This is a genomic window from Pantoea sp. PSNIH1, from assembly GCF_007680655.1.
GTDB classification, from domain to species: domain Bacteria; phylum Pseudomonadota; class Gammaproteobacteria; order Enterobacterales; family Enterobacteriaceae; genus Pantoea; species Pantoea eucrina.
Window position 1 is genome coordinate 317406 of the sequence record NZ_VEIP01000004.1, and the last position, 20944, is coordinate 338349.

Here is a 20944-nt window from a genome sequence, read left to right on the forward strand (position 1 = left end):
CTCAAAAGTTTCTTGCCTGTCTTCAGTACACTTTCATAAGTAAGCAGTGGAAAGAGAGCCAGGTCGTTTATAAATAGAGTGGTTAAACATATTGTATGTTTATGGCACCGTTTCCCGGTTGGTTAACCAGTGCGTGAACTTTCCATGTGGAATGAATAAGCGCTGGCGTCAGAACGCTCTCCGGAGAGCCTGTTGCAATAACTTTGCCCTGCTGCAGAACGACCAGATGCTGACAATACCTGGCGGCCAGATTCAGATCGTGCAGCGCAATAACCACCGTTACAGGCAACGCAGTAATAAGCCGCATTAATTCGAGCTGAAACTGAATATCCAGATGATTTACCGGCTCATCAAGCAGGAGGATATCGGGCTTTTGCGCCAGCGCGCGTGCAATCTGACAGCGCTGTCGTTCACCGCCTGATAAGCGCTGCCACGGCCGGCTGACCAGACTGTTTAACTGCATCTGTGTAAGCGCTTCCTGCACCGCATGATTATCCGCATCCCGCCATCGACTGAATGCGCTGCGATGTGGCGTACGCCCCAGACGCACAATATCAATGACGCTCAGTTCGTTATCAGCTTCTGCATGCTGTGGCACAAAGGCCAGCTTCCGTGCAAGGTGGCGGCGTGGAAACTGGCAGAGCGACGTACCGGCGATTTGAATACGATTGCCGGAAGCGGGAAACAAACCCGCCAGCGACCTGATCAGCGTTGATTTACCGGAGCCGTTCGGCCCAAGCAGCCCAACAGTCTGCGCAGGTCCGGCGCTAAAACAGATGTCTGACAGGATAGTGTTGTTTTGCAATTCAACATCAAGATGAGTGACCACAATACTCATATCGACTTCCCCCGGTTGCTATAGAGAATAACGGCAAAAACAGGTGCACCGACCAGAGCAGTCACCACGCCGACAGGTAAGACCTGATGCGTTATCAACGTTCTGGATAGGAGATCGGCGAGGATCATAAAATGACTGCCAGCAATAAACGTTACGGGAATGCTAACCAGATGCCGGTGGCCCACCAGCATCCGCGTTATATGAGGAATGACCAGGCCGATAAATCCGACAGCGCCAATCGAACTGACGATAACGGCCGTGACCAGAGCGGTAACCAGCAGTAGCATTATGCGGACAAAAAGCACACGCGTGCCCAGTGTGGCCGATATCTCAACGCCAAAAGTAAACGTATCCAGCGATCGTGCATGGCCAATAACCAGCATTAAACCGGCAAGTGAAACAAGAGAACAGAGTATGGCATCAGGCCAGCGCACGCCGCTGAGGCTACCCAGTAGCCAGAACATCACACCGCGCGACTGCTCGGCATTCGCGGCGGTACTGACAATATAAGAGGTCAGTGCATTAAACAGCTGAGTGCCCGCCACGCCAGCGAGGATGATTCTTCCGGTGTGATTCTGTATGCCGCCAGATAACAGCAAAATCAGCCCAAACGCCAGGCATGCACCGGTAAACGCGCCGGCGCCGACAGTGACAATCCCGCCGCCAACGCCTAACAGCATAATACAGACGGCACCGGTTGAAGCACCGGCTGAAATCCCCAGCAGATAAGGTTCAGCAAGCGGATTACGCAAAACGGACTGTAGCACCAGCCCGCACAGCGCCAGTCCGCCACCGCTGCTGGCCGCCATTAACGCTCTGCTCATTCGATACTGCCAGACGATGCCCGCCTCAACCGGCGGGAGGTCATAATGTGACAGGCCCAGCCCGTTGGCGATCGCCTGAGCGGTAACGGTAAAAGAAACGGGCATGTCGCCTGTTGAAGCGGCTAACACCATCGTCACAGGCAGGCTGAGCAAGCCTGCCAGAATGACTATCGCTGTCTGCGCTGGCGAAGAGATCTTATTTGCCATGTTCGTTTCTGTATGCGGACAGTTGTTTGCCAATTAGCTCTACTGCATCCACGTTGCGCAGTGAGGGATTGAGCGACATTGCCGGTACGACGATGATGTGGCCTTGCCTGACCGCATTGATTTTGCGCGTGACAGGGTCATTCTGGAGAAAGGCCTTTTTTACCGAGGCGTCATCAGCGGGATAAAGCCGTCTGTCCATGCTGGCGATAACGATCACGTCGGGCTGAGAGTGAGCAATATGCTCCCACGTCACCGCAGGCCACTCCTCTGAAGAGTGAATGATATTCTGCAGGCCAAGGGTCTTGCTTATCCAGCCCGGCGCGCCGTCATTACCCGCCACCCACGGATCGCCTTTCAGCCGGCTGCTGGAAAACCAGAAAACGACGTTAAGCGGAGGTCCTGTCTGCGCGTCTGCCTGCTGCTGCGCGTGAGCGATCCGATCCGCCAGATTCTTTTTGAGCGCCTCTCCGCGATCGGCGACATCGAAAATTTGTGACAGTTGAGTGATCTCATTCATGACGGAGTTCAGCGTATAAGGCGTAGTACGCGCGCCGTCGCCGTTCGACATCTCTGTGACGGTTTTGCCCGTGCAGTCAGCAGGGGATATCCATGTTCTGATGCCCAGTTGCTCAAATTGTTCACGCGTGGCCACTTCACCCTGTGGACCGACATGCCAGCTGTACTGCGCCAGTACCAGCTCTGGCTTTTGCGCCACAACCGTTTCAAACCCGGGCGAATTATCAGCAAGGCGCTTCAGGTCTGCGGCCCTGCTTTCAAGCTCGGGCGGAAGCTTGCCGAACCAGACCGAGGTGCCGGCAATCGTTTTTTCCAGCCCCAGCGCCAGCAGAAGTTCAGTTTCGTGTTGTCCAATCGTAACGACGCGAGCGGGCGGCTGCCTGAATGTTTCAGAAACGCCGCAGTTCTCAACGGTCAGTGGCCAGGTGCTGGCGAATGCGGTTGTGCACGAGAAAGCCATGAACGCCGGAGCGAGCATTTTAAAAGGAAATTTCATCATCATCTGCCAAGGTAACGTTATAACATAACATTATCAGATTTTTATCTGGCTTTTGTCAATCACCGGCGAGCTTTGTAGCCTGCTGCAGTATCTGTTTTCCCGGCAGGTAGCACGTGTAAAAAACGCTCTGAAATACCTGGCGTTAACTCAATACGCATTTGAGTCAATGACAAGCGCGAATGTTATGTTATAACATAACAATAAATAAATCTGTCGTCCGGCTTGTTTGTCAGCTCGCTGGCGACCACGAACTCAGCAGTTCATTTCAGGAGAGCATGTCATGTCTGATTGCACGCCACACGCTGGCCAGTTTAAAAAGTTACCTGTTACCGTTCTGTCCGGATTTCTGGGCGCAGGGAAAACGACGTTACTGAATCACATTCTGAATAATCGCGAAGGCCGTCGCGTGGCCGTTATCGTCAATGACATGTCAGAGGTCAATATTGACGCAGCGCTGCTCAGAGAGGGCGGCGCAGAACTGTCGCGCACAGATGAAAAGCTGGTAGAGATGAGTAACGGCTGTATCTGCTGCACGCTGCGCGAAGATCTGCTGCTGGAAGTTAACCGGCTGGCGCAGGAAGGGCGCTTCGATAATCTGGTGATTGAATCCACCGGTATTTCTGAACCGCTGCCGGTGGCGGAAACCTTCACATTCGCCGATGACAGCGGCCAGAGCCTCTCCGAAGTTGCCTTGCTTGACACCATGGTAACGGTTGTTGATGGCTACAATTTCCTTCGCGACTATGAGTCTGATGAAAGCATCCAGGCTCGCGGCGAGTCGCTGGGTGAGGAAGATGAGCGCACGGTCGTGGATCTGCTTGTCGACCAGATCGAATTTTGCGATGTGTTGATCCTGAACAAGATAGATTTGATCAGCGAAGCAGATAAAACGCGTCTGATGGCGATTCTGCACTCTCTTAATCCCCGAGCCAAAATCGTTAACGCCGAATTTGGCAGGGTCGCACTGGATAACGTACTAAATACCGGATTATTTGATTTTGACGCGGCGGCTCAGGCGCCGGGCTGGCTCAGGGAGCTACGGGGCGAACACACGCCTGAAACAGAAGAGTATGGCATTCATAGCTTCGTCTTTCGCGCCCGTCGTCCGTTTCATCCGGACCGTTTCCTGAACGTGATTGAAAACGATATGAAAGGCATTGTGCGATCGAAAGGCTTTTTCTGGCTTGCCAGCCGGCCCGGATATGCCGGCTCCTGGTCTCAGGCGGGAGGCGTGAGTCGTCAGGGGCTGGCAGGCATGTGGTGGGCCAACGTGCCGCAACAGCACTGGCCGGAAGATAGAGAATCACGTGATTACATCATACAAAACTGGGCTGAGGATACCGGTGATGCGCGACAGGAGCTGGTCTTCATTGGCATCGGTATGGATGAACCTCAGCTTCGGCTGAAACTGAACAGCGCGCTGTTAACCGACGAAGAGATGCAGGCCGGGTCTGACAGCTGGGCAACGCTTCACGATCCTTTCCAGCCCTGGTTCAACTGATTACAGAAAGCTGGCTCAGGGCCAGCTCTTCTGATTTGCTGCTGCCCTAAGGGGATATGGTTTTTGGTCTGTAATTTGATCGCGATTGAGTGCTACTGGTTTGATCCAGTGCGAAGGATGGTCAGGAAAATTTGCGCCTGTCAGACAAGTTTTGACTATTTTGAATAACAACGTGTTTGCCTCAGGCGCTGCGTCAGAAACTCAGCATCTTAACGAATCGGGTCAGGAAGTAATTAAATGTAATGTGTGATCAGGTAGACGGAAACTCAATTTGTAATCGATTACTTTATGCATATTCAAAAATGTAATCGATTACTTTAAAGTGTGAGGAGAGTATGACTACTAAAGCAACAGGCAGGGAGGAGGCAATGGCACAACAGCGTTTACTGATCCCTCGCCTCTCATTGATGATGTTCATGCAGTTTTTTATCTGGGGAAGCTGGTCCGTTACGCTCGGGCTGGTGATGGCGCAGCATAATATGTCGTTGTTGATTGGTGATGCTTTTTCAGCAGGGCCGATAGCCTCGATCCTGTCTCCTTTTGTGCTGGGCATGCTCGTAGACCGGTTCTTTCCTTCGCAAAAAGTCATGGCGGTAATGAATCTTGCCGGCGCGGTGATCCTGTGGTTTATCCCGTCTGCGTTGGTGGCCGGGAACGGTGCGCTGCTCATCGCCCTGTTATTTGGTTATACGCTGTGCTTTATGCCCACCCTGGCGCTTGCCAATAACATTGCCTTTCACAGCCTGGCCCGCAGCGACAAAAGTTTTCCGGTGGTGCGCGTGTTCGGGACGATTGGCTGGATTGTGGCCGGCATCTTTATTGGGTTTGCCGGCATTTCTGCCAGCACGTCGATCTTCACCGTTGCATCGGTCTGCTCTGTGGCACTCGCGATCTATAGCCTGACGCTACCCCATACCCCGGCACCCGCCAAAGGGTTACCGCTAAAGGTCCGCGATCTGTTCTGCGCGGATGCGTTTGCACTGCTTAAAATCCGGCACTTTTTTGTGTTCGCGCTGTGCGCCACCCTGATCTCTATTCCACTGGGCACATACTATGCCTATACCGCCTCATGGCTGGCAGACGCCGGCGTGTCAAATGTCAGCACCGCGATGTCCTTCGGTCAGATGTCTGAAATTTTCTTCATGCTGGTGATCCCATTACTGTTCCGCCGCCTCGGCGTGAAATACATGCTGCTGGTCGGGATGCTGGCATGGTTCGTGCGCTATGCGCTGTTTGCGATGGGTATGAACGATGAGGGCCGCGCGCTGATCTACCTGGGCATTCTGCTGCACGGTGTCTGCTACGACTTCTTTTTCGTGGTGGGGTTCATCTACACCGACAGGATCGCTGGCGAAAAGGTCAAGGGGCAGGCGCAGAGCATGGTAGTGATGTTCACCTACGGCATTGGCATGCTGCTGGGCTCACAGATTTCTGGCGCACTTTACAACAACCTGGTTGCCGGCCAGGGCACGGCAGAAAACTGGGCAACGTTCTGGTGGGTCCCGGCTATTGCAGCAGCGGCGATCGCCATTCTTTTCCTCTTCTCCTTTAAATACCGGGATGAAGCGGTTTGATTAACCGGAGGTGTACGTGAAAACGTTAAAAGGACCTGGCATTTTTCTTTCGCAGTTTATCGGACAACAGGCCCCGTTTAATTCGCTGGAGGGGCTGGCGAAATGGGCTGCAGACCTGGGATATCGGGCATTGCAGATCCCCTGTAATCATCCGGCCATTTTTGACCTTGAGCGTGCTGCAGCCAGCCAGTCCTATTGCGATGAGGTCACGACATTACTGGCAGGATACGGTCTGGAAATCAGCGAGCTTTCAACGCATCTGGAAGGACAGCTGATTGCGGTTCATCCTGCGCATGATGCGGCATTTGATGGCTTTGCGCCGGAACACGTACGCGGAGATAACGCAAAGCGCACGGCCTGGGCTATTGAGACGGTAAAAAAGGCTGCGGCGGCTTCGGCAAAGCTGGGGCTGCGCGCGCATGCAACCTTTTCCGGTTCGCTGGCGTGGCCCTATGTCTATCCCTGGCCGCCGCACAATCCGGCTCTGCTGGAAGAGGCGTTCGCCGAACTGGCGCGCCGCTGGCTGCCGGTTCTGGAAGAGTTTGATCGTCACGGCGTTGATCTCTGTTACGAGCTTCATCCGGGTGAAGACCTGCACGATGGCGTGACGTTTGACCGTTTTCTGGCGGCGGTGAATTATCATCCACGCTGCAACATCCTGTTCGATCCCAGCCATCTGTTGCTGCAGCATATCGACTATCTGCAGTTCATTGATATTTACCATCAGCGCATCAAAGCGTTTCACGTGAAAGACGCCGAGTATCTGCCTAACGGTCGCAGCGGCGTGTACGGCGGCTATCAGCGCTGGATCGATCGTGCCGGGCGTTTCCGCTCACCGGGCGACGGTCAGGTTGATTTCAAAGGGATCTTCAGCAAGCTGGCGCAGTACGACTACGACGGCTGGGCGGTGCTCGAGTGGGAGTGCTGCCTGAAAGAGAGCGACACCGGCGCACTTGAGGGAGCCGAATTTATTCAGCGCCACATTATTCCGGTTGCCGATCGCGCATTTGACGACTTCGCCGCACGACAACAGGATACCGCCGGGGTACGCGCCCAGCTGGGTCTGAAATAAGAGGGGATTTAAGTGATTAACACAGGGATTATCGGCACCGGTTTTATCGGACCGGCGCATATTGAGGCGTTACGCCGTCTCGGCAACATTAACGTGGTGGCCATCTGTGATACCAGCCAGAGCGCGGCCGAGGCGCGTGCAGCAGAGCTGAACGTGCCGCACGCCTACAGCGACGTCGCGGCGTTTTTACAGCATGAAGGGCTGCACGCTGTGCATAACTGCACGCCAAATCATCTCCATGCAGCAATAAACCGGCAAATCATCAGCGCCGGCAAACATGTTTTCTCTGAAAAGCCTCTGTGCATGACCATGGATGAAGCGCGTGAGCTGGTTGAGCTGGCTGAAAAGGCGGGTGTGGTAAACGGGGTCAGCTTTGTCTATCGCCAGTTTGCCATGGTACAGCAGGCAGCCAGTATGGTGCGCTACCAGCAGCTGGGGCGTTTGTTTTCGGCTCAGGGTAGCTACCTGCAGGACTGGATGCTGGAAGAGACCGACTATAACTGGCGCGTGGATGCAGAAAAGGGCGGCGCCTCGCGGGCCGTAGCGGATATCGGTTCGCACTGGTGCGATACCATTCAGTTTGTCACCGGACGTAAAATCGTGGAGGTGATGGCCGATTTATCGATAGTCTGGCCCACGCGCAAAGCCAGCCTGGCTGCCGCCGGCACTTTTGGCACGCAGAACGAGGAGGCACAATATGAGTTCCGCGAGGTCACCACAGAAGACATGGGCTTTGTGCTGTTCCGCTTTGATGACGGCAGTAAAGGGAGCTTTAGCGTCTCGCAGGTTTCAGCCGGTCGCAAAAATCGCCTCAGCCTGGAAGTGAATGGCAGCCAGGCGTCGCTGGCCTGGGATCAGGAAACGCCCCAGCAGCTGTGGCTGGGATACCGGCATAAGGCTAACCAGCTTTTGTCAGACGATCCTGCCCTGATGAATCCTGACGTGGCCCGCCGCGCACGTTTTCCCGGGGGACACATCGAAGGCTGGCCGGATGCGTTCCGCGCCATGATGCAGCAGTTTTATCAGGCAGTGGAGCAGGGAAGAGCGCCTGCTCCGCAGGATACCACCTATGCCACCTTTCGCGATGGTGCTCAGGTGATGGCGATCGTTGAAGCCATCGTGCAGAGTCACAGGGAACAACGCTGGGTCAGCGTTAATTGCTGATACACAACCCGGTCCGTCCTGCACAGACCGGGTTAACTTATTGTTCGCGCGGTTTTATGGTAGCCTGTGTGCTATATGTTTCGGTCCGGATCCTTCCATGTCCATTCAAAAAATCGCCCGTCTGGCGGGTGTTTCCGTTGCAACGGTGTCACGCGTATTAAACAACAGCGATACGGTTAAAGACGCCAACCGCGAAAAAGTGCTTCAGGCCATCAAAGCGAGTAATTATCAGCCTAACCTGCTGGCACGCCAGTTGCGCACCGCGCGCAGCTCAATGATTCTGGTTATGGTGTCCGACATTTCGAATCCGTTTTGTGCCGAGGTGGTCAAAGGCATCGAAGAAGAGGCAGAGAAGAACGGTTACCGCATTCTTCTGTGCAATTCCGGTTCGGACATTGAGCGCTCCCGTTCCAGCCTGCAGCTGCTGTCGGGGAAAATGGTTGACGGTATCATTACCATGGACGCTTTTAGCAAGCTGCCGGAGCTGAGCCATCTGATTGCTGATACGCCCTGGGTTCAGTGCGCAGAGTATGCTGATGCCGGTGACATATCCTGCGTCGGCATTAACGACAGCGAGGCATCACAGCAGGTGGTGGGTTATCTGGCGGATCAGGGTCGCAGACGTATAGCCCTGATAAATCACGATCTCAGCTATAAATATGCGCGCCTGCGCCAGCAGGGATATCTGTCTCAACTGGACGAGCACAATCTGGACTGGCAGGGCATCAGCTATGCCAGTGAACTGAGTTTCAGTGCAGGCAGGCAGGCAATGATGACTCTGCTTGCCGCTGATGAGATCCCTGATGCGGTATTTGCGGTATCAGACACGCTGGCAGCGGGTGCAATGGCGGCAATACAGGCCTCTGGTTATAGCGTGCCCGGTGACATAGCGGTAGCCGGGTTTGACGGCACTGAGCTGGCGGAGATGATCTCGCCGCCGCTGACCACGCTGGCACAGCCCTCGAGGGATATTGGCCGTGAAGCTTTCAGGCTGATTCAGCAGAAGATAGACCAGCCTGACTCCGCGGCGCAACGCGTCATTCTGCAGGGCCACCTGATTAAGCGAGCCAGCGCATAAACAATCTTAATGCGGCTGTTTTTGCAGTGCGGCCCGGAGGTTACGCAGTGACGTGCTGATAATGCTCCACGCGTCTTTTGGTTTGTCATGCTCAATGATAAACCACTTTACGCCGCTGTTTTTGGCTGCAGGCAGAATGGCTGACCAGTCCAGTAATCCCTCACCCAAGGGCGCAAAGTTCATTTCATCGTCCCGGATGCCGATTGAGGCATTGTCTTTAGCGTGAATGGCATAAACCCGTCCCGGATAGGCGTTGAGAAAACGAAGCGGATCCTGACCACCGCGCGATACCCAGGCTGCGTCCATCTCAAGTTTGAGATTATCCGGTGAAGAGTGATTCAGGATAATTTCCAGTGCCGTTACACCCCCATATTTTTTCATTTCAAAGTTATGATTGTGGTAAGCAAGTTGCAGGCGATCATGGCGCAGTTTTGCTCCCATCGCATCCAGACGTCTGGCAAAGTCGATCCAGCCCTGAGAACTGTCAGGACGATCCTGCGGCTCAATCCATGGGACAACGATAGTGCTATTGCCAACTGATTTATTAAAGGCGACCGTTTCGGCGTAATTTGTTTCCAGTGCTGAAAGCTGCACGTGCGCTGAGGTAACGGTAAGATCGTTCTTTTTCAGCAGGGAGCTTAACTGTTTAGCGCTGAGGTCGTGCGTTCCGACTATTTCTACGTGCTTAAACCCGGCATCATGCGCCATGGCAAATTGTTTTTCTGCCGGACCGGCATTGCGCAGGGTATACATCTGCAGAGCGATACTGTCATCCACATTCACTGCCAAAGCAGCAGTGGAAGTCATTGCTGTTGAAGCCAGAAGGCAGGTGCTAAAGACTAAGTGACGAAGCATAATTTTTCCCGTTTCCAAAAAGTAATCGATTACAAAAGTAACGCAAAAAGTAATCGATTACTTTTGGAATGCTCAACGGATACAAAAATTTGTGACTGAACTCATATCTTAAAGCAGGGTGGTTCTGGAAATTTGCGGCAGCGTGATTTTCCGGTATTTAAAATTGCGCGTCATCACATCATTTTTATCCAGATTTTTCGGAGAATGGCAGGCCTTCCATCCATGTTCCTGAATCCACAGAATCTGAACAGGCCTTTCGGGGCCTGGTTATCTGGCAGAGCATTGCGTCTGCCTGCTCAGAAATAGTTCGATAGTGTGCCGCTGTACACCTGTATAACAGGCTCTATTTTACCTTCAGGCACTCTTTCGCCGCTAATCCTGTTAGCTTCAGGATGATAACCCGCTCAGTGAAACTTTTAATGCTTCAAGAAAAAGAGTTACGCGGCAGGGAAGATAGCGTTTAGTTGGCAATAGTGCCCAAATTGCCAGCATGTGTGGCTCTGCATCTTTCAGCGGTATTTCGATAAGCTCGCCTTTCGCCAGCTCCTGCTCAACATCAACTTTTGTCAGCTGAGCAATTCCGGCCCCTGCTTTACACATTGATCGTACACCCTCAACGCTATTACAGGTGAATCGTGGGTCAAAAACATAATTTATGATTGCGGTATTCTGTATAAACGTCCATTGCGCCACCATTGCCGTTTTGAGACACCAGTGATCAGAAAGGTCTGCCAGAATTACAGGCTGGCCATATTGCGAAATATATTCTGGTGATGCACAAAGGATACGCGGGTTATTACTGAGTTTATGTGCAATCAGATTGGAATCTTTGAGTGGTGCCACTCTTATCGCTACGTCATAACCTTGCCCTACAATATCAACCACGTCATCGCTAAGGTTGAGATCGATTTTCAATTTTGGATTTTTTTTCATCAATTCCGGAAGCAGGGGCAGAATGTTGCGCCGGCCAATACCTGACGGAGCCGACATCTTTAGCAAGCCTGATGCCCCGGCAATTTCATTATTGAACATGACCCGGGCGCTTTGTTCCGCCTCGGTGATAGTTCTGGCGTAGGGAAGAAACTCTTCACCTTCACTGGTTAGCGACACAGCACGGGTTGTGCGCTGAAACAGCCGTACGCCCAGATCCTTTTCAAGCTGAGCAAGGTGCCGGGAAACGGTCATTGCGCTCATGCCCAGTCTTCGCGCAGCCCGGCTCAGGTTACAGGTTTCAGCAAGAACGATGAATAATTCAATATGCTTTACATTCATTATATCTGATTCCGTTATACAGTGATGCTTTAAGTCGCGTTTATATTCTCCTTCAGTCTCTATTATAATGGCATTCATTATAATTAACTGAGAGTATTTTCCATGCCACATACTTCACTGTTCGATACTGCTTCTATTGGAAATGTCATATTTAAAAACCGGATTATGGTCGCTCCCATGACGCGTATTTCCGCTTCGGAAAGCGGTGTGCCGGGAGAAAAGATGCTGAATTACTACACCCGGTTTGCGCGTGGTGGATTTGGCGCCCTGATTACTGAGGGTATCTATATCGATACGGCATGGTCGCAGACCTATGCGTTTCAGCCGGGCATAGTTAATGATGAGCAGATATCAGGCTGGAAACAGATTGTCAGGCATTCTCATAACGCCGGTGCGCGCATTATTGCTCAGCTGATCCATGCTGGCGCGCTGTCTCAGCACAATATTTATCGCCCTGGTACCGCGGCGCCTTCAGCCATAAAACCTAAAGGTCAGCAGCTGGAGTTCTATCATGGTTCTGGTGAGTACGGCATACCTGAGGCACTGGGTGAACAGCAGATTCAGGCAATTATCACCAGTTTTGCTGATAGCGCCGGGCGGGCCGTGAGCAAGGCCGGATTCGATGGAGTGGAGATTCATGCGGCTAATGGTTATCTGCTTGACCAGTTCCTGACAGATTATACCAATGCGCGCAGCGATGAATGGGGTGGGACACTCGAAAATCGTCTGGCTATTACGCTAAGCGTTATCCGCGCGGTGCGCAAAGAAATCGGTACGGATAGCGTGCTGGGCGTCAGAATTTCGCAGGGAAAAGTAAATGATTTTCATCATAAATGGAAAGAGGGTGAGAGCGGAGCCAGAACAATTTTTACTCTGCTTGCCGCAGCCGGCGTCGATTACATTCATATAACTGAATACAAATCGTGGTTGCCTGCGTTTGAAGATGGTCAGAGAAGTCTTGTTGAAATTGCGCGGGAAGCGGCTCCGGATACTGTGATTATCGCTAATGGCGGCCTTGATGATGGTAAGCTGGCAGAACAACTGCTCGGTATGGGCGCTGATTTTGTTGCTATCGGTAAGGCTGCGCTGGCTAATCCTGACTGGCCTCACAAAGTTGAGAGCAATTTACCGCTTGAGAGTCTGCCTGAGGATATTCTTTCGCCAGTTGCGGACATAAAGGAAAAAGAACAGATCTGATATTCAATCTGCGCAGGTGATATCAGAAGATAAATAGTGGATGACGGAACAAAGAAAACTATTTTTTTTGAGATGCATGGCATCTTTACGCATCCGTGAGCAGGTTGCCCCTGCTGAATGAGTAAACGTTCTGTCTGAAAAGTCCGGGTCTTATTACCAGGGAGGCCCGGACTGATATAAAACCTGCCTGTTCAGTTAATTAATATAAAATATCTTCATTGTATTTTTTAACACGAGCTGGTTTTTTTGCGGCTCGCTTTAAATGATCTTATCGTGACCTGTCTCCAATAGATTGCGCGGAATTTAGCGCGGTAAAATCCCCTCTCTTTATCACTGTCTATACTGATTAATGCACTTCTGATTTCCCTGCATGGCTGCGTATGGTTAATAGCCAGACGTCAGCCACCTCATCGATATTCTGGAGAATAATATGCATAAGAATAAAACGTTGAAAACAGTACTGGTTCTGTCAGCAGTTGTCGCCATGTTCAGCACAGCTGGCGTATATGCTCAGACGCCAGCCAGCACCGTGCAGGATGGTGCTGCAGGCCAGAGCGCAGCGGGCGGCAAACTGAGCGCCAGCGATGAAAAAGCGCTGAAGGATATGGCGCAGGCTAATATCAATGAAGTCGCTGCCGGCAAAATTGCGCTGACGAAAGCGGAAAGCAGCGAAGTGAAGGCCTATGCACAAAAAATGGTAGACGATCACAGCGCTGCGCTGACCAAAGTTCAGACGGTCGCCGGGCAAAAAGGCGTAACGCTGCCGACTGAACCGGATGCGAAGCACAAAACGATGGCCGCTCAGCTGGAAAAACAGAGCGGTGCCGCATTTGACAAGATGTATATGACTAACGCCGGCACGAAAGATCACAAGATGGTGCTGTCGACCCTGCAGAGTGACGCCAAAATGATTAAGGATCCCGATGTCAAAGCACTGGCTGACGCACACACGCCGGTTGTTGAAGAGCATCTGAAGTCTGCCGAACAGATGTCACAAGCCGGTAAATAACTATCTTGCGCGCTCCCGCAACCTGCGTTGATGGCGTTGCGGAAAAAAGCGCAGCCGGTAATACTCTATAAGCGAGATTGCTGACAAAGGGACAAACCGGGCTATTACCCGGTTTTATCGTTGGTATAACCGCTCGCACGCGGCATATCTACTGGCGGGTATGGCTGACGGACCAGATGAGATAAAACAATTAACGTCCTGTTCACACATCCTGTTCGCGCAACGTTTTACCAACATTGCCACCCGGATGAACGTTCAGCAGCCGCTTCTGATCGAAGCCGTTACGCAGCATAATGTTGCCGCACAGCGCATCAAACACCGCCAGCACCAGCACAATAGAGGTAGTGGCTAACATATTAAGCGGGTCGATTTCACGCTGGATATGTGTTTTAACCACCAGCGTGGCGGCGCGGGCAATGGCTGAGTCCGGGTTCTCCGTCACGCTAATAATCGTCACGCCTTTGGTTTTAAGCGTCGGTAGCAGGCGCGTCAGTTCTTCAGAGTTGCCGCCTCGCGATATCAGGATCATCAGGTCGTTGCTGCGCATGAAGCCCAGATCGCCATGGGCCGCATCGGTAGCGCTGAGATACACTGCCGGCTGCTCGACGCATGCCAGCATGTGGGCGATTTTTCGGGCGGCGATGCCCGAGGTGCCAACGCCCGTCACGGCAATTTTTCCCTTGCAGCCGGTGATCAGCATCAGCAGCTGCTGCCAGGTCGCGGCATTGAGATGAAGCTGCAGCGCCAGTAACTCCTGACTGTAGGTCTGCCAGCCCTGACACGCCAGGGCAAATTCTTCATCCGCATTCATTGCGTTTCCCCCTGCATCAGATGCCGGTATTTCATACTGTCGTGATACATCTCATGGAAGACGCGGTACTTACGATCGTAATACTCTTTGATTTTGTTTGTCTGTGGCGTGATGGTCTTACCAATGCGGCTCATGGCAGCCATCGCTTCTGGCAACGATTCATAAGCGCCCGCCGCGACGGTGCCCATCATTGCGCTGCCAAGCAGCATCGCTTCACTCTCTTCCGGCAACAGCATCGCGCAGCCCGTCGCATTGGAATGCTCCTGCACAAAGATTGGGTTTTTGATGCCGCCACCACACGCCATCATAGTATCAATGCAGTAACCATTCTGGTTCATGGTTTCAATAATGTGGCGAGTGCCAAGCGCCAGCGCCTGAATGGTGGCGAGGTAATGCAGCGCCATGTCTTCCGGCGTACGTGATAATTTCAGGCCCGTCAGCGTGCCAGTCAGCGTCGGGTTGGCGCGCGGTGAGCGATTGCCGTGAAAATAGGGCAGCATATGAATGTCTTTAGTCAGAAACGCAATATTCTCTGATTCGCCCGCCATGCTGCGCAGAATGCCGTTGAGAACCTCATAGATGTTTTTACCGCTGTCTTTACCCTGTTTAAGCAGATCCTGATAGCAGGGATGCGACTGAATCACATGATCAATCAACGCGCCGGTAGTGGATTGTCCGCCTTCATTCAACCAGTAATCCGGCAGAATTGCCGAATAATACGGCCCCCAGATGCCGCCGATATAGCGCGCGCTACGCGACATCGCCATATGCGCCGTAGATGTGCCGCCAATGAGTGCGATGCGGTTGTCAAAATCCGCTGATTCGCCGGATACACCACTGGCGCCAAGAATGCCAAGACTGCCTGCGTGAGCATCAATAATCGAGACGCTGACTGCGGTACCCGCTATCAGTCCCATCTCTGCGGCAGCGCGCTGTGTCAGCCCATGCCCCAGCGGCTCACCCATAGCTTTCACTTCGCTGCCGATTTTTGATGCGTTGTTTTCCAGCAAATCGTCCAGACCGATCTGACGAAAATAGCCGGGATCCCAGCGGTCTTCGTGACCGATATATGTCCATTTGCAGACGGTGGAACATAACGAGCGCGTGGGGTCCTGCGTGGCGCGCCAGGTAAGAAAATCAGGCAGGTCGAACAGATGTCCGACGTTGCTCCAGGTGGTCGGCATGTGCTGTTTTAGCCAGAGCAGTTTGGGTGTCTGCATCTCCGGAGAGATAATCCCGCCGACAAACTCCAGTACGCGATGGCCGGTGGCATTGATGCGTTCTGCCTGAGTGATGGCGCGATGATCCATCCATACAATAATATTTTGTTCACTGCGTCCTGATGGGCTGACAGTCAGGGGATTGCCCTCTTTATCCAGCACCACCAGCGAGCAGGTCGCGTCAAAACCGATGCCTTTCACCTGAATCGGGTTAATATCCGCCTGACTGACTACGTCTCTTACCGCGTTACAAACGGCCTGCCAGATCTCGTCGGAAGATTGCTCAACAAAATCGGCTTTCGGGCGGTATAATGTGATCTCACGGCTGGCCTGACCGAGCATACGACCACTCATATCGAAAACCCCTGCGCGGGCGCTGCCGGTTCCTACGTCTACGCCGATAAAATAACTCGCCATGTTCTTTCCTTTTTTTAGAAAGCTTTCGCTTATGATTTTCTGTTTTGCAGAGCGATAAACAGGATCAGAACGCATCCCCACAGCGCCATGGTCAGGTAACTGCTGACGCCCATCAGATTCAGGCCGCTCTCCAGCATTTGCAGAACGATTAGCGCCAGCACCAGCCCGAGGACCCGGCCAAAACCGCCGTCAGGGTTAATTCCGCCGAGCACAGAGGCCAGAATGGTCACCAGTAAATAGGCATCGCCGTAACCCGCTTTCGCCGAGTTAAATTTGGACATCATCAGCAGTGCTGCACCCCATCCGAGCAGCGCCGAAAGCACGTACACTGCGATGGTGACTTTGTGCGTATTAACACCGCTAAAGCGCGTAGCCTGTTCATTGGAGCCCATCAGATACAGGCTGCGACCCAGCGTGGTATGTTCCAGCAGGACCCACAGCAGCAGTGCTACCAGCAGGAATAACAGCAGCGCAACCGGAATGCCCATCAGGCTACCGTTACTGAGATACTGAATGGCCGCTGGAAAACCGGAAAGCACTGTGCCGTTGGTCAGCAGAATATTCAGCCCGGCGATAAGTGTCATAGTACCGAGCGTCGCCAGAATCGGCGAAACGCCGATATATGCGATCAGCGCACCATTGAGCACGCCAATGACTACCGCTACGGCCAGTCCAGCGAGCATCGCCAGTGCGAAATAGTGCGGCTGGTCAGGGTGGGCCACCAGAATGGCCGCCATCACCAGCGAACAGGCATTGGCACCGGCAATGATCGAAAGGTTGATACCGCCGGTAAGCATGGTAATGCCCATCCCCAGCGCCAGCATGCCCAGAATCGGTAACTGTGAAGCGATTGACTGGAAATTGCCGACGCTGTAGAAGCTGCCGCCCAGCGTGAACGAAAACAGTACGGCAACGGCTACGATAATCAGTAACTGCAAACGAATGATGCGGTCGCCGGGGAAGAGTCGGTTTATGGTTGTCATGTCACATTCCCTTTGCCAGTTTGCGTTTTTCATTCCACGCGGTGCTGCTGATGCTGACCAGAATGATTACGCCGCTGAATACCTGATGCCAGTAAGCTGAAATGCTGAGTAAGGTCAAACCATTCTGCAGGAAGGCCAGCAGCATCACGCCCAGAATGGTGCCGGTCAGCGAACCACGCCCGCCGGTCATGCTGGTACCGCCTAAAACTACAGCGGCAAGGACCGTCAGCTCATAACCGAGCAGGGAGTTAGGCGCGACTGACTGAGTGATTTGCGCCTGCACCACGGCAGCAATTCCCGCCAGCAAACCCATAAAACCGTAGACGTAGAAATGCAGCCGCAAAATATTCAGACCAAGACGCGAAGCAGCATCACGATTGCTGCCCATAGCGTAAATCTGGCGACCCACGCGGGTCCGGTTCATCAGTACCCCGGTGGCGATGATCACCCCCAGCAGGCTGAGAAGCGGCAGAGTGAGGCCATAGTCGTAGCCGTCGGCGGCGGTGAAGGAGAACCAGTTAATGCCGTTCATAAACCAGTCGGGGAAACCGTACAGCCAGGTGCCGTTAGTGAGATACACCAGCAAACCGTAGAACAGGTTCAGTGTGGCGATGGTGATGATGATGGCCGGCACGCGCAGCCAGTAAACCAGAAAACCGTTGACCAGCCCAAGTAGCAAACCGGTACCCATCGACAGAGCAAATGCCAGTGGGAAGCTGCCACCGTGATGGATGATGTAACTCGCCATAACGTATTGGCCGATGGATGTTACGGCCGGGAAGGAGATGTCGATACCTCCGGCGATCAGCACCACAAACAGACCGCAGGCCAGAATGCCGAGAATGGCGTAGCTGGTGGCGACGTCCGTCAGGTTACCCAGCGTCATAAATTCGCTGGTGCGGACGCTCAGACCAATCACCAACAGCAGAACCAGTAATCCCAGCCAGAATTCGTGCTGTGAAAACAGTTTTGAGAGCGATTTATTACCCATTAATCACCTCCGCAATCTGCGCTTCGCTGCTCTGATGCGGCGCAAATTCCGCTACCAGTTTACCTTTGCGCATTACCAGCACGCGATGGCTGTTGTAATACGCTTCCGGGATCTCATCGCAAATCATCAGCACCGCCATGCCGGACTCCGCCAGATCGCGTGCGATGCGGTAAATTCCCTCTTTGTTGGCAATATCCACACCGACCGTCGGCGAATCGAGGATCAGGATACGTGGCTGCGTCGCCACCCATTTGGCGATGGCGATACGCTGTGCATTACCGCCGGAAAGCGTCTTCACGGGTAAACTGCTGTCCGAAACTTTAATGTTCAGATCGCGGATCAGCTCTTTTACTACCAGGGCGGCTTTGTGATGATCCATCAATCCTGCGCGGGTATGCAGCTTGTCGAAAATGGATACCAGCGTGTTATCGTAAATGGATTGCTCCATTATCAGCCCCTGCGTCAAACGGTCTTCTGACACATAGGCAATACCGTGCCGGATAGCATCGCGGTTAGAGTGGAATTTCACCGTATTACCGTTGATGCGGATCTCGCCGCTGTCTGGTTGACTCATGCCAAACAGACTCAGGCAGAGTTCCGTACGCCCTGAACCGAGCAGACCAACAATCGATGCGATCTCGCCCTGGCGCAGCGACAGCGAGATATCATGATACTGACCCTTGCGGCTCAGATGGCTGATCTCCAGTAACGGCGTAACTTCGGCAGGTGCCCGGTGCGGCAGGTGGCTGTAGGTAAAGCGCTGACCGGTCATCAGGAACGCCAGCTCGTTGCTGTCGAGTTCGCTCGCCGGCCAGGTGCCGACCAGTTTGCCGTCGCGCATCACGCTGATACGGTCAGCCACTTCCATTACTTCATCCAGACGGTGGCTGACAAACACCACGCAGATACCGGCGGCTTTCAGCTCACTTACTACCCGCAGCAGGCCATTGACCTCGGTTCGGGTCAGTGAGGCCGTGGGTTCATCCATGATCACCAGCGTGGCATCAGCGGCGATGGCGCGGCATATTGCCACTAACTGGCGGTCGGCGATTGAAAGCTTTTCTACTTTACGATCCGGATCCAGAGAAACGCCGACCCGTTGCATCGCCGCCACAGCCTTTTTGCGCATTGACTCACGATGTACCCAAAAATCACCGCCCGGGAGATAACGGTTAATAGCAATATTTTCGGCTACCGATAAATTTGGAAAGAGGGACAGATCCTGATAAATAACCTGAATACCGTACCAGGAAGAGAGCTGCGGCGTCAGGGTATGAAATAGTTTTCCGTCCAGCGTAATCGTCGCACCTTTTTCCGGCTGATAGACGCCGGAAATAACTTTAATTATCGTGCTTTTACCACAGCCATTCTGACCGGCCAGACAATGTACTTCGCCTTTATTAAGCGTCAGGCTGACATTATCCAGTGCTAATACGCCGGGGAATTTTTTACTGATCTTCTCAAGACTGATAAAGGCTTCAGCAGGGGCAGGGGGCGCGTTGAGCATATCCATCACAGGTCCTTAAGCATACCGGTTATATTCGGGCTGGGGCTTTGGCTGCACTTACTCCTGCGGATCACTGACGGATGTGATCGCAGGAATTCATGCACACCCAATCCGGGTTATACAGGATATAGGTTTTCAATCTCTCAGTAGAAATTCAGATACAGCACAGCATACAACGCCGTATCTGTTTCTATTTGCCTGGTGTAGCGCGGGAGATAATATATCTCCGGAAAATAAAATAATTAAAATGGCCCATCAGAAGCCAAGTGATTTCGCATTCTCTGGTGTGACTTCAAGAATTTTATTAAAGCGGATCACTTTTTTGTCCATATCTACATCGGCTTTGCCCAATTTTTCAATACTCAGCTCTTTAGTCACCTCTTTACCCTGAAGCAGCTGATCGGCAACTGTCACCAGGGCGTAACCGGCATCTTTCGGATCCCACAGCAGAACTTTCTTAATATCACCGCGCATCAGGTAAGGAGCCGCCTGGCCTGGCATAGCGATACCGACAACTGCAATTTTGTTTTTTGCACGTTTCTGCTGAACAGCCTGACCGGCACCGATAGGACCGAGCGAGCCGAAACCGATAATCCCCTTCAGGTCAGGGTAGGTTTTCATTAAATCCAGCGTGGTGGAGTATGACTTATCAATATTTTCGGCCACCGGCAGACGTGAAGTCACTTCATGCATGTCCGGATACTTCTCTTTCTGATATTTAATCGCAGCATCCGCCCACGCATTGTGCAATGGCACGGTCAGAGAGCCGACATAAATGGCGTAACCCCCTTTGCCACCCATATCTTTTGCCAGCTCATCCATGTTGGCCTGAGCATATTTCTGGCTGTCGATGGTTTCGACATCCCACTGGCCAATTTGCTGATCCGGCGATTCATGCGTTAATACCACGATGCCCTGATCGCGGGCTTTTTTCAGCACCGGTTCCAGCACTTTAGCGTCATTGGGTACCACAATGATTGCGTTAACTTTTTTAGCGATCAAATCTTCAATAACTTTGACCTGCTGGGCCGGATCCGGGGTAGACGCACCGACCTGGTATGCGTTGACATCCAGTTTCTGCGCGGCTTCTTTTACGCCGACCTCCATACGGGTAAACCAGGGAATGCCCGTAACTTTGGCAACGACGGCGATATCGTAAGGTTTGGCGGCAAATGAAGGTGTTGTAAATAACATGCATGCTGAAACCACACATGCACTGACTAATGCGAGGTTAAATTTCATTTCGGTACCTTTCTTATGAGGTTCTGATAAAGGGGACAGGCGACAGCTTTCACATCCACGTTCTGAGATTAACGTAAGGGGGTATCGCTTTTCGCTCGCCCTTGAGCGAAATGTGAGCAATGCCCACATTTGTTAAATTTAATGGTTTTTTATGTAAAAAATAAGTT

18 protein-coding genes are annotated in these 20944 nt (G+C 52.6%); 7 read left to right on the top strand and 11 right to left on the bottom strand.

The window, feature by feature from the left end; translation table 11 throughout:
• Window positions 1-82 precede the first annotated feature (82 nt).
• Genes FS690_RS12940 through FS690_RS12950 form a run of 3 tightly spaced genes read right to left on the bottom strand, consistent with a single transcriptional unit; the run spans window position 83 to window position 2845 of the window.
• Entirely contained in the window at window positions 83-838 is a 756-nt protein-coding gene (locus FS690_RS12940; protein ID WP_094110827.1) for an ABC transporter ATP-binding protein, read from the bottom strand.
• Window positions 835-1869 (bottom strand): iron ABC transporter permease, encoded by a 1035-nt coding sequence (locus FS690_RS12945; RefSeq protein WP_083429487.1) that lies wholly within the window; start codon window positions 1867-1869, stop codon window positions 835-837. Before FS690_RS12945 ends, FS690_RS12940 begins: the two co-directional genes overlap by 4 nt.
• Window positions 1859-2845, bottom strand: coding sequence for an ABC transporter substrate-binding protein (locus tag FS690_RS12950; RefSeq protein WP_370512308.1), 987 nt, complete (start codon window positions 2843-2845; stop codon window positions 1859-1861). The genes FS690_RS12945 and FS690_RS12950 overlap by 11 nt, the downstream gene beginning before the upstream one ends.
• 319 nt (window positions 2846-3164) lie before the next feature.
• On the opposite strand from FS690_RS12950, the gene zigA reads away from it, so the two are divergent.
• The 5 genes from zigA (at window position 3165) to FS690_RS12975 (ending at window position 9273) form a co-directional block, all read left to right on the top strand.
• Entirely contained in the window at window positions 3165-4385 is a 1221-nt protein-coding gene (gene zigA, locus FS690_RS12955; protein ID WP_145339735.1) for a zinc metallochaperone GTPase ZigA, read from the top strand.
• A gap of 335 nt (window positions 4386-4720) precedes the next feature.
• Window positions 4721-5959: an MFS transporter gene (locus tag FS690_RS12960; protein WP_145339736.1), complete on the top strand. Its 1239-nt coding sequence runs from the start codon at window positions 4721-4723 to the stop codon at window positions 5957-5959.
• 16 nt (window positions 5960-5975) lie between these two features.
• Entirely contained in the window at window positions 5976-7031 is a 1056-nt protein-coding gene (locus FS690_RS12965) for a sugar phosphate isomerase/epimerase (RefSeq protein ID WP_071668171.1), read from the top strand.
• Window positions 7032-7043: 12 nt separating this feature from the next.
• Window positions 7044-8195 carry a Gfo/Idh/MocA family protein gene (locus FS690_RS12970; protein WP_145339737.1) on the top strand — a complete coding sequence of 384 codons (1152 nt, stop codon included), beginning with the start codon at window positions 7044-7046 and terminating at the stop codon, window positions 8193-8195.
• A gap of 97 nt (window positions 8196-8292) precedes the next feature.
• Complete coding sequence (locus FS690_RS12975) at window positions 8293-9273, top strand: LacI family DNA-binding transcriptional regulator (protein ID WP_071668173.1); 981 nt, start codon at window positions 8293-8295, stop codon at window positions 9271-9273.
• A gap of 6 nt (window positions 9274-9279) precedes the next feature.
• Here the strand turns inward: FS690_RS12975 and FS690_RS12980 are convergent, their stop codons facing one another.
• Window positions 9280-10080: a sugar phosphate isomerase/epimerase gene (locus FS690_RS12980; protein ID WP_233207436.1), complete on the bottom strand. Its 801-nt coding sequence runs from the start codon at window positions 10078-10080 to the stop codon at window positions 9280-9282.
• Window positions 10081-10515: 435 nt separating this feature from the next.
• The gene (locus FS690_RS12985) at window positions 10516-11400 is read right to left on the bottom strand and encodes a LysR family transcriptional regulator (RefSeq protein ID WP_145339738.1); all 885 of its coding nucleotides are present in this window, start codon (window positions 11398-11400) and stop codon (window positions 10516-10518) included.
• A 102-nt stretch (window positions 11401-11502) separates the two neighbouring features.
• Between FS690_RS12985 and FS690_RS12990 the strand changes: the two genes are divergently transcribed.
• Both FS690_RS12990 and FS690_RS12995 read left to right on the top strand, forming a co-directional pair.
• Complete coding sequence (locus FS690_RS12990) at window positions 11503-12597, top strand: NADH:flavin oxidoreductase (RefSeq protein WP_104085724.1); 1095 nt, start codon at window positions 11503-11505, stop codon at window positions 12595-12597.
• A gap of 430 nt (window positions 12598-13027) precedes the next feature.
• The gene (locus FS690_RS12995) at window positions 13028-13606 is read left to right on the top strand and encodes a DUF4142 domain-containing protein (RefSeq protein WP_071668176.1); all 579 of its coding nucleotides are present in this window, start codon (window positions 13028-13030) and stop codon (window positions 13604-13606) included.
• Window positions 13607-13808: 202 nt separating this feature from the next.
• Here FS690_RS12995 and FS690_RS13000 read toward each other — a convergent pair whose 3' ends face one another.
• From FS690_RS13000 to FS690_RS13025, 6 genes are all read right to left on the bottom strand, one after another.
• On the bottom strand, window positions 13809-14417 hold the full coding sequence (locus FS690_RS13000; RefSeq protein ID WP_071668178.1) for an SIS domain-containing protein: 609 nt from the start codon (window positions 14415-14417) through the stop codon (window positions 13809-13811).
• Complete coding sequence (locus FS690_RS13005) at window positions 14414-16054, bottom strand: FGGY-family carbohydrate kinase (protein ID WP_071668179.1); 1641 nt, start codon at window positions 16052-16054, stop codon at window positions 14414-14416. Before FS690_RS13005 ends, FS690_RS13000 begins: the two co-directional genes overlap by 4 nt.
• Window positions 16055-16083: 29 nt before the next feature.
• On the bottom strand, window positions 16084-17037 hold the full coding sequence (locus FS690_RS13010) for an ABC transporter permease (protein WP_071668180.1): 954 nt from the start codon (window positions 17035-17037) through the stop codon (window positions 16084-16086).
• A 1-nt stretch (window position 17038) separates the two neighbouring features.
• Window positions 17039-18028: an ABC transporter permease gene (locus FS690_RS13015; RefSeq protein ID WP_071668181.1), complete on the bottom strand. Its 990-nt coding sequence runs from the start codon at window positions 18026-18028 to the stop codon at window positions 17039-17041.
• Window positions 18021-19535: a sugar ABC transporter ATP-binding protein gene (locus FS690_RS13020; RefSeq protein ID WP_370512309.1), complete on the bottom strand. Its 1515-nt coding sequence runs from the start codon at window positions 19533-19535 to the stop codon at window positions 18021-18023. The genes FS690_RS13015 and FS690_RS13020 overlap by 8 nt, the downstream gene beginning before the upstream one ends.
• Before the next feature lie 255 nt (window positions 19536-19790).
• Complete coding sequence (locus FS690_RS13025) at window positions 19791-20777, bottom strand: autoinducer 2 ABC transporter substrate-binding protein (protein ID WP_065647618.1); 987 nt, start codon at window positions 20775-20777, stop codon at window positions 19791-19793.
• Between the last annotated feature and the right edge of the window lie 167 nt (window positions 20778-20944).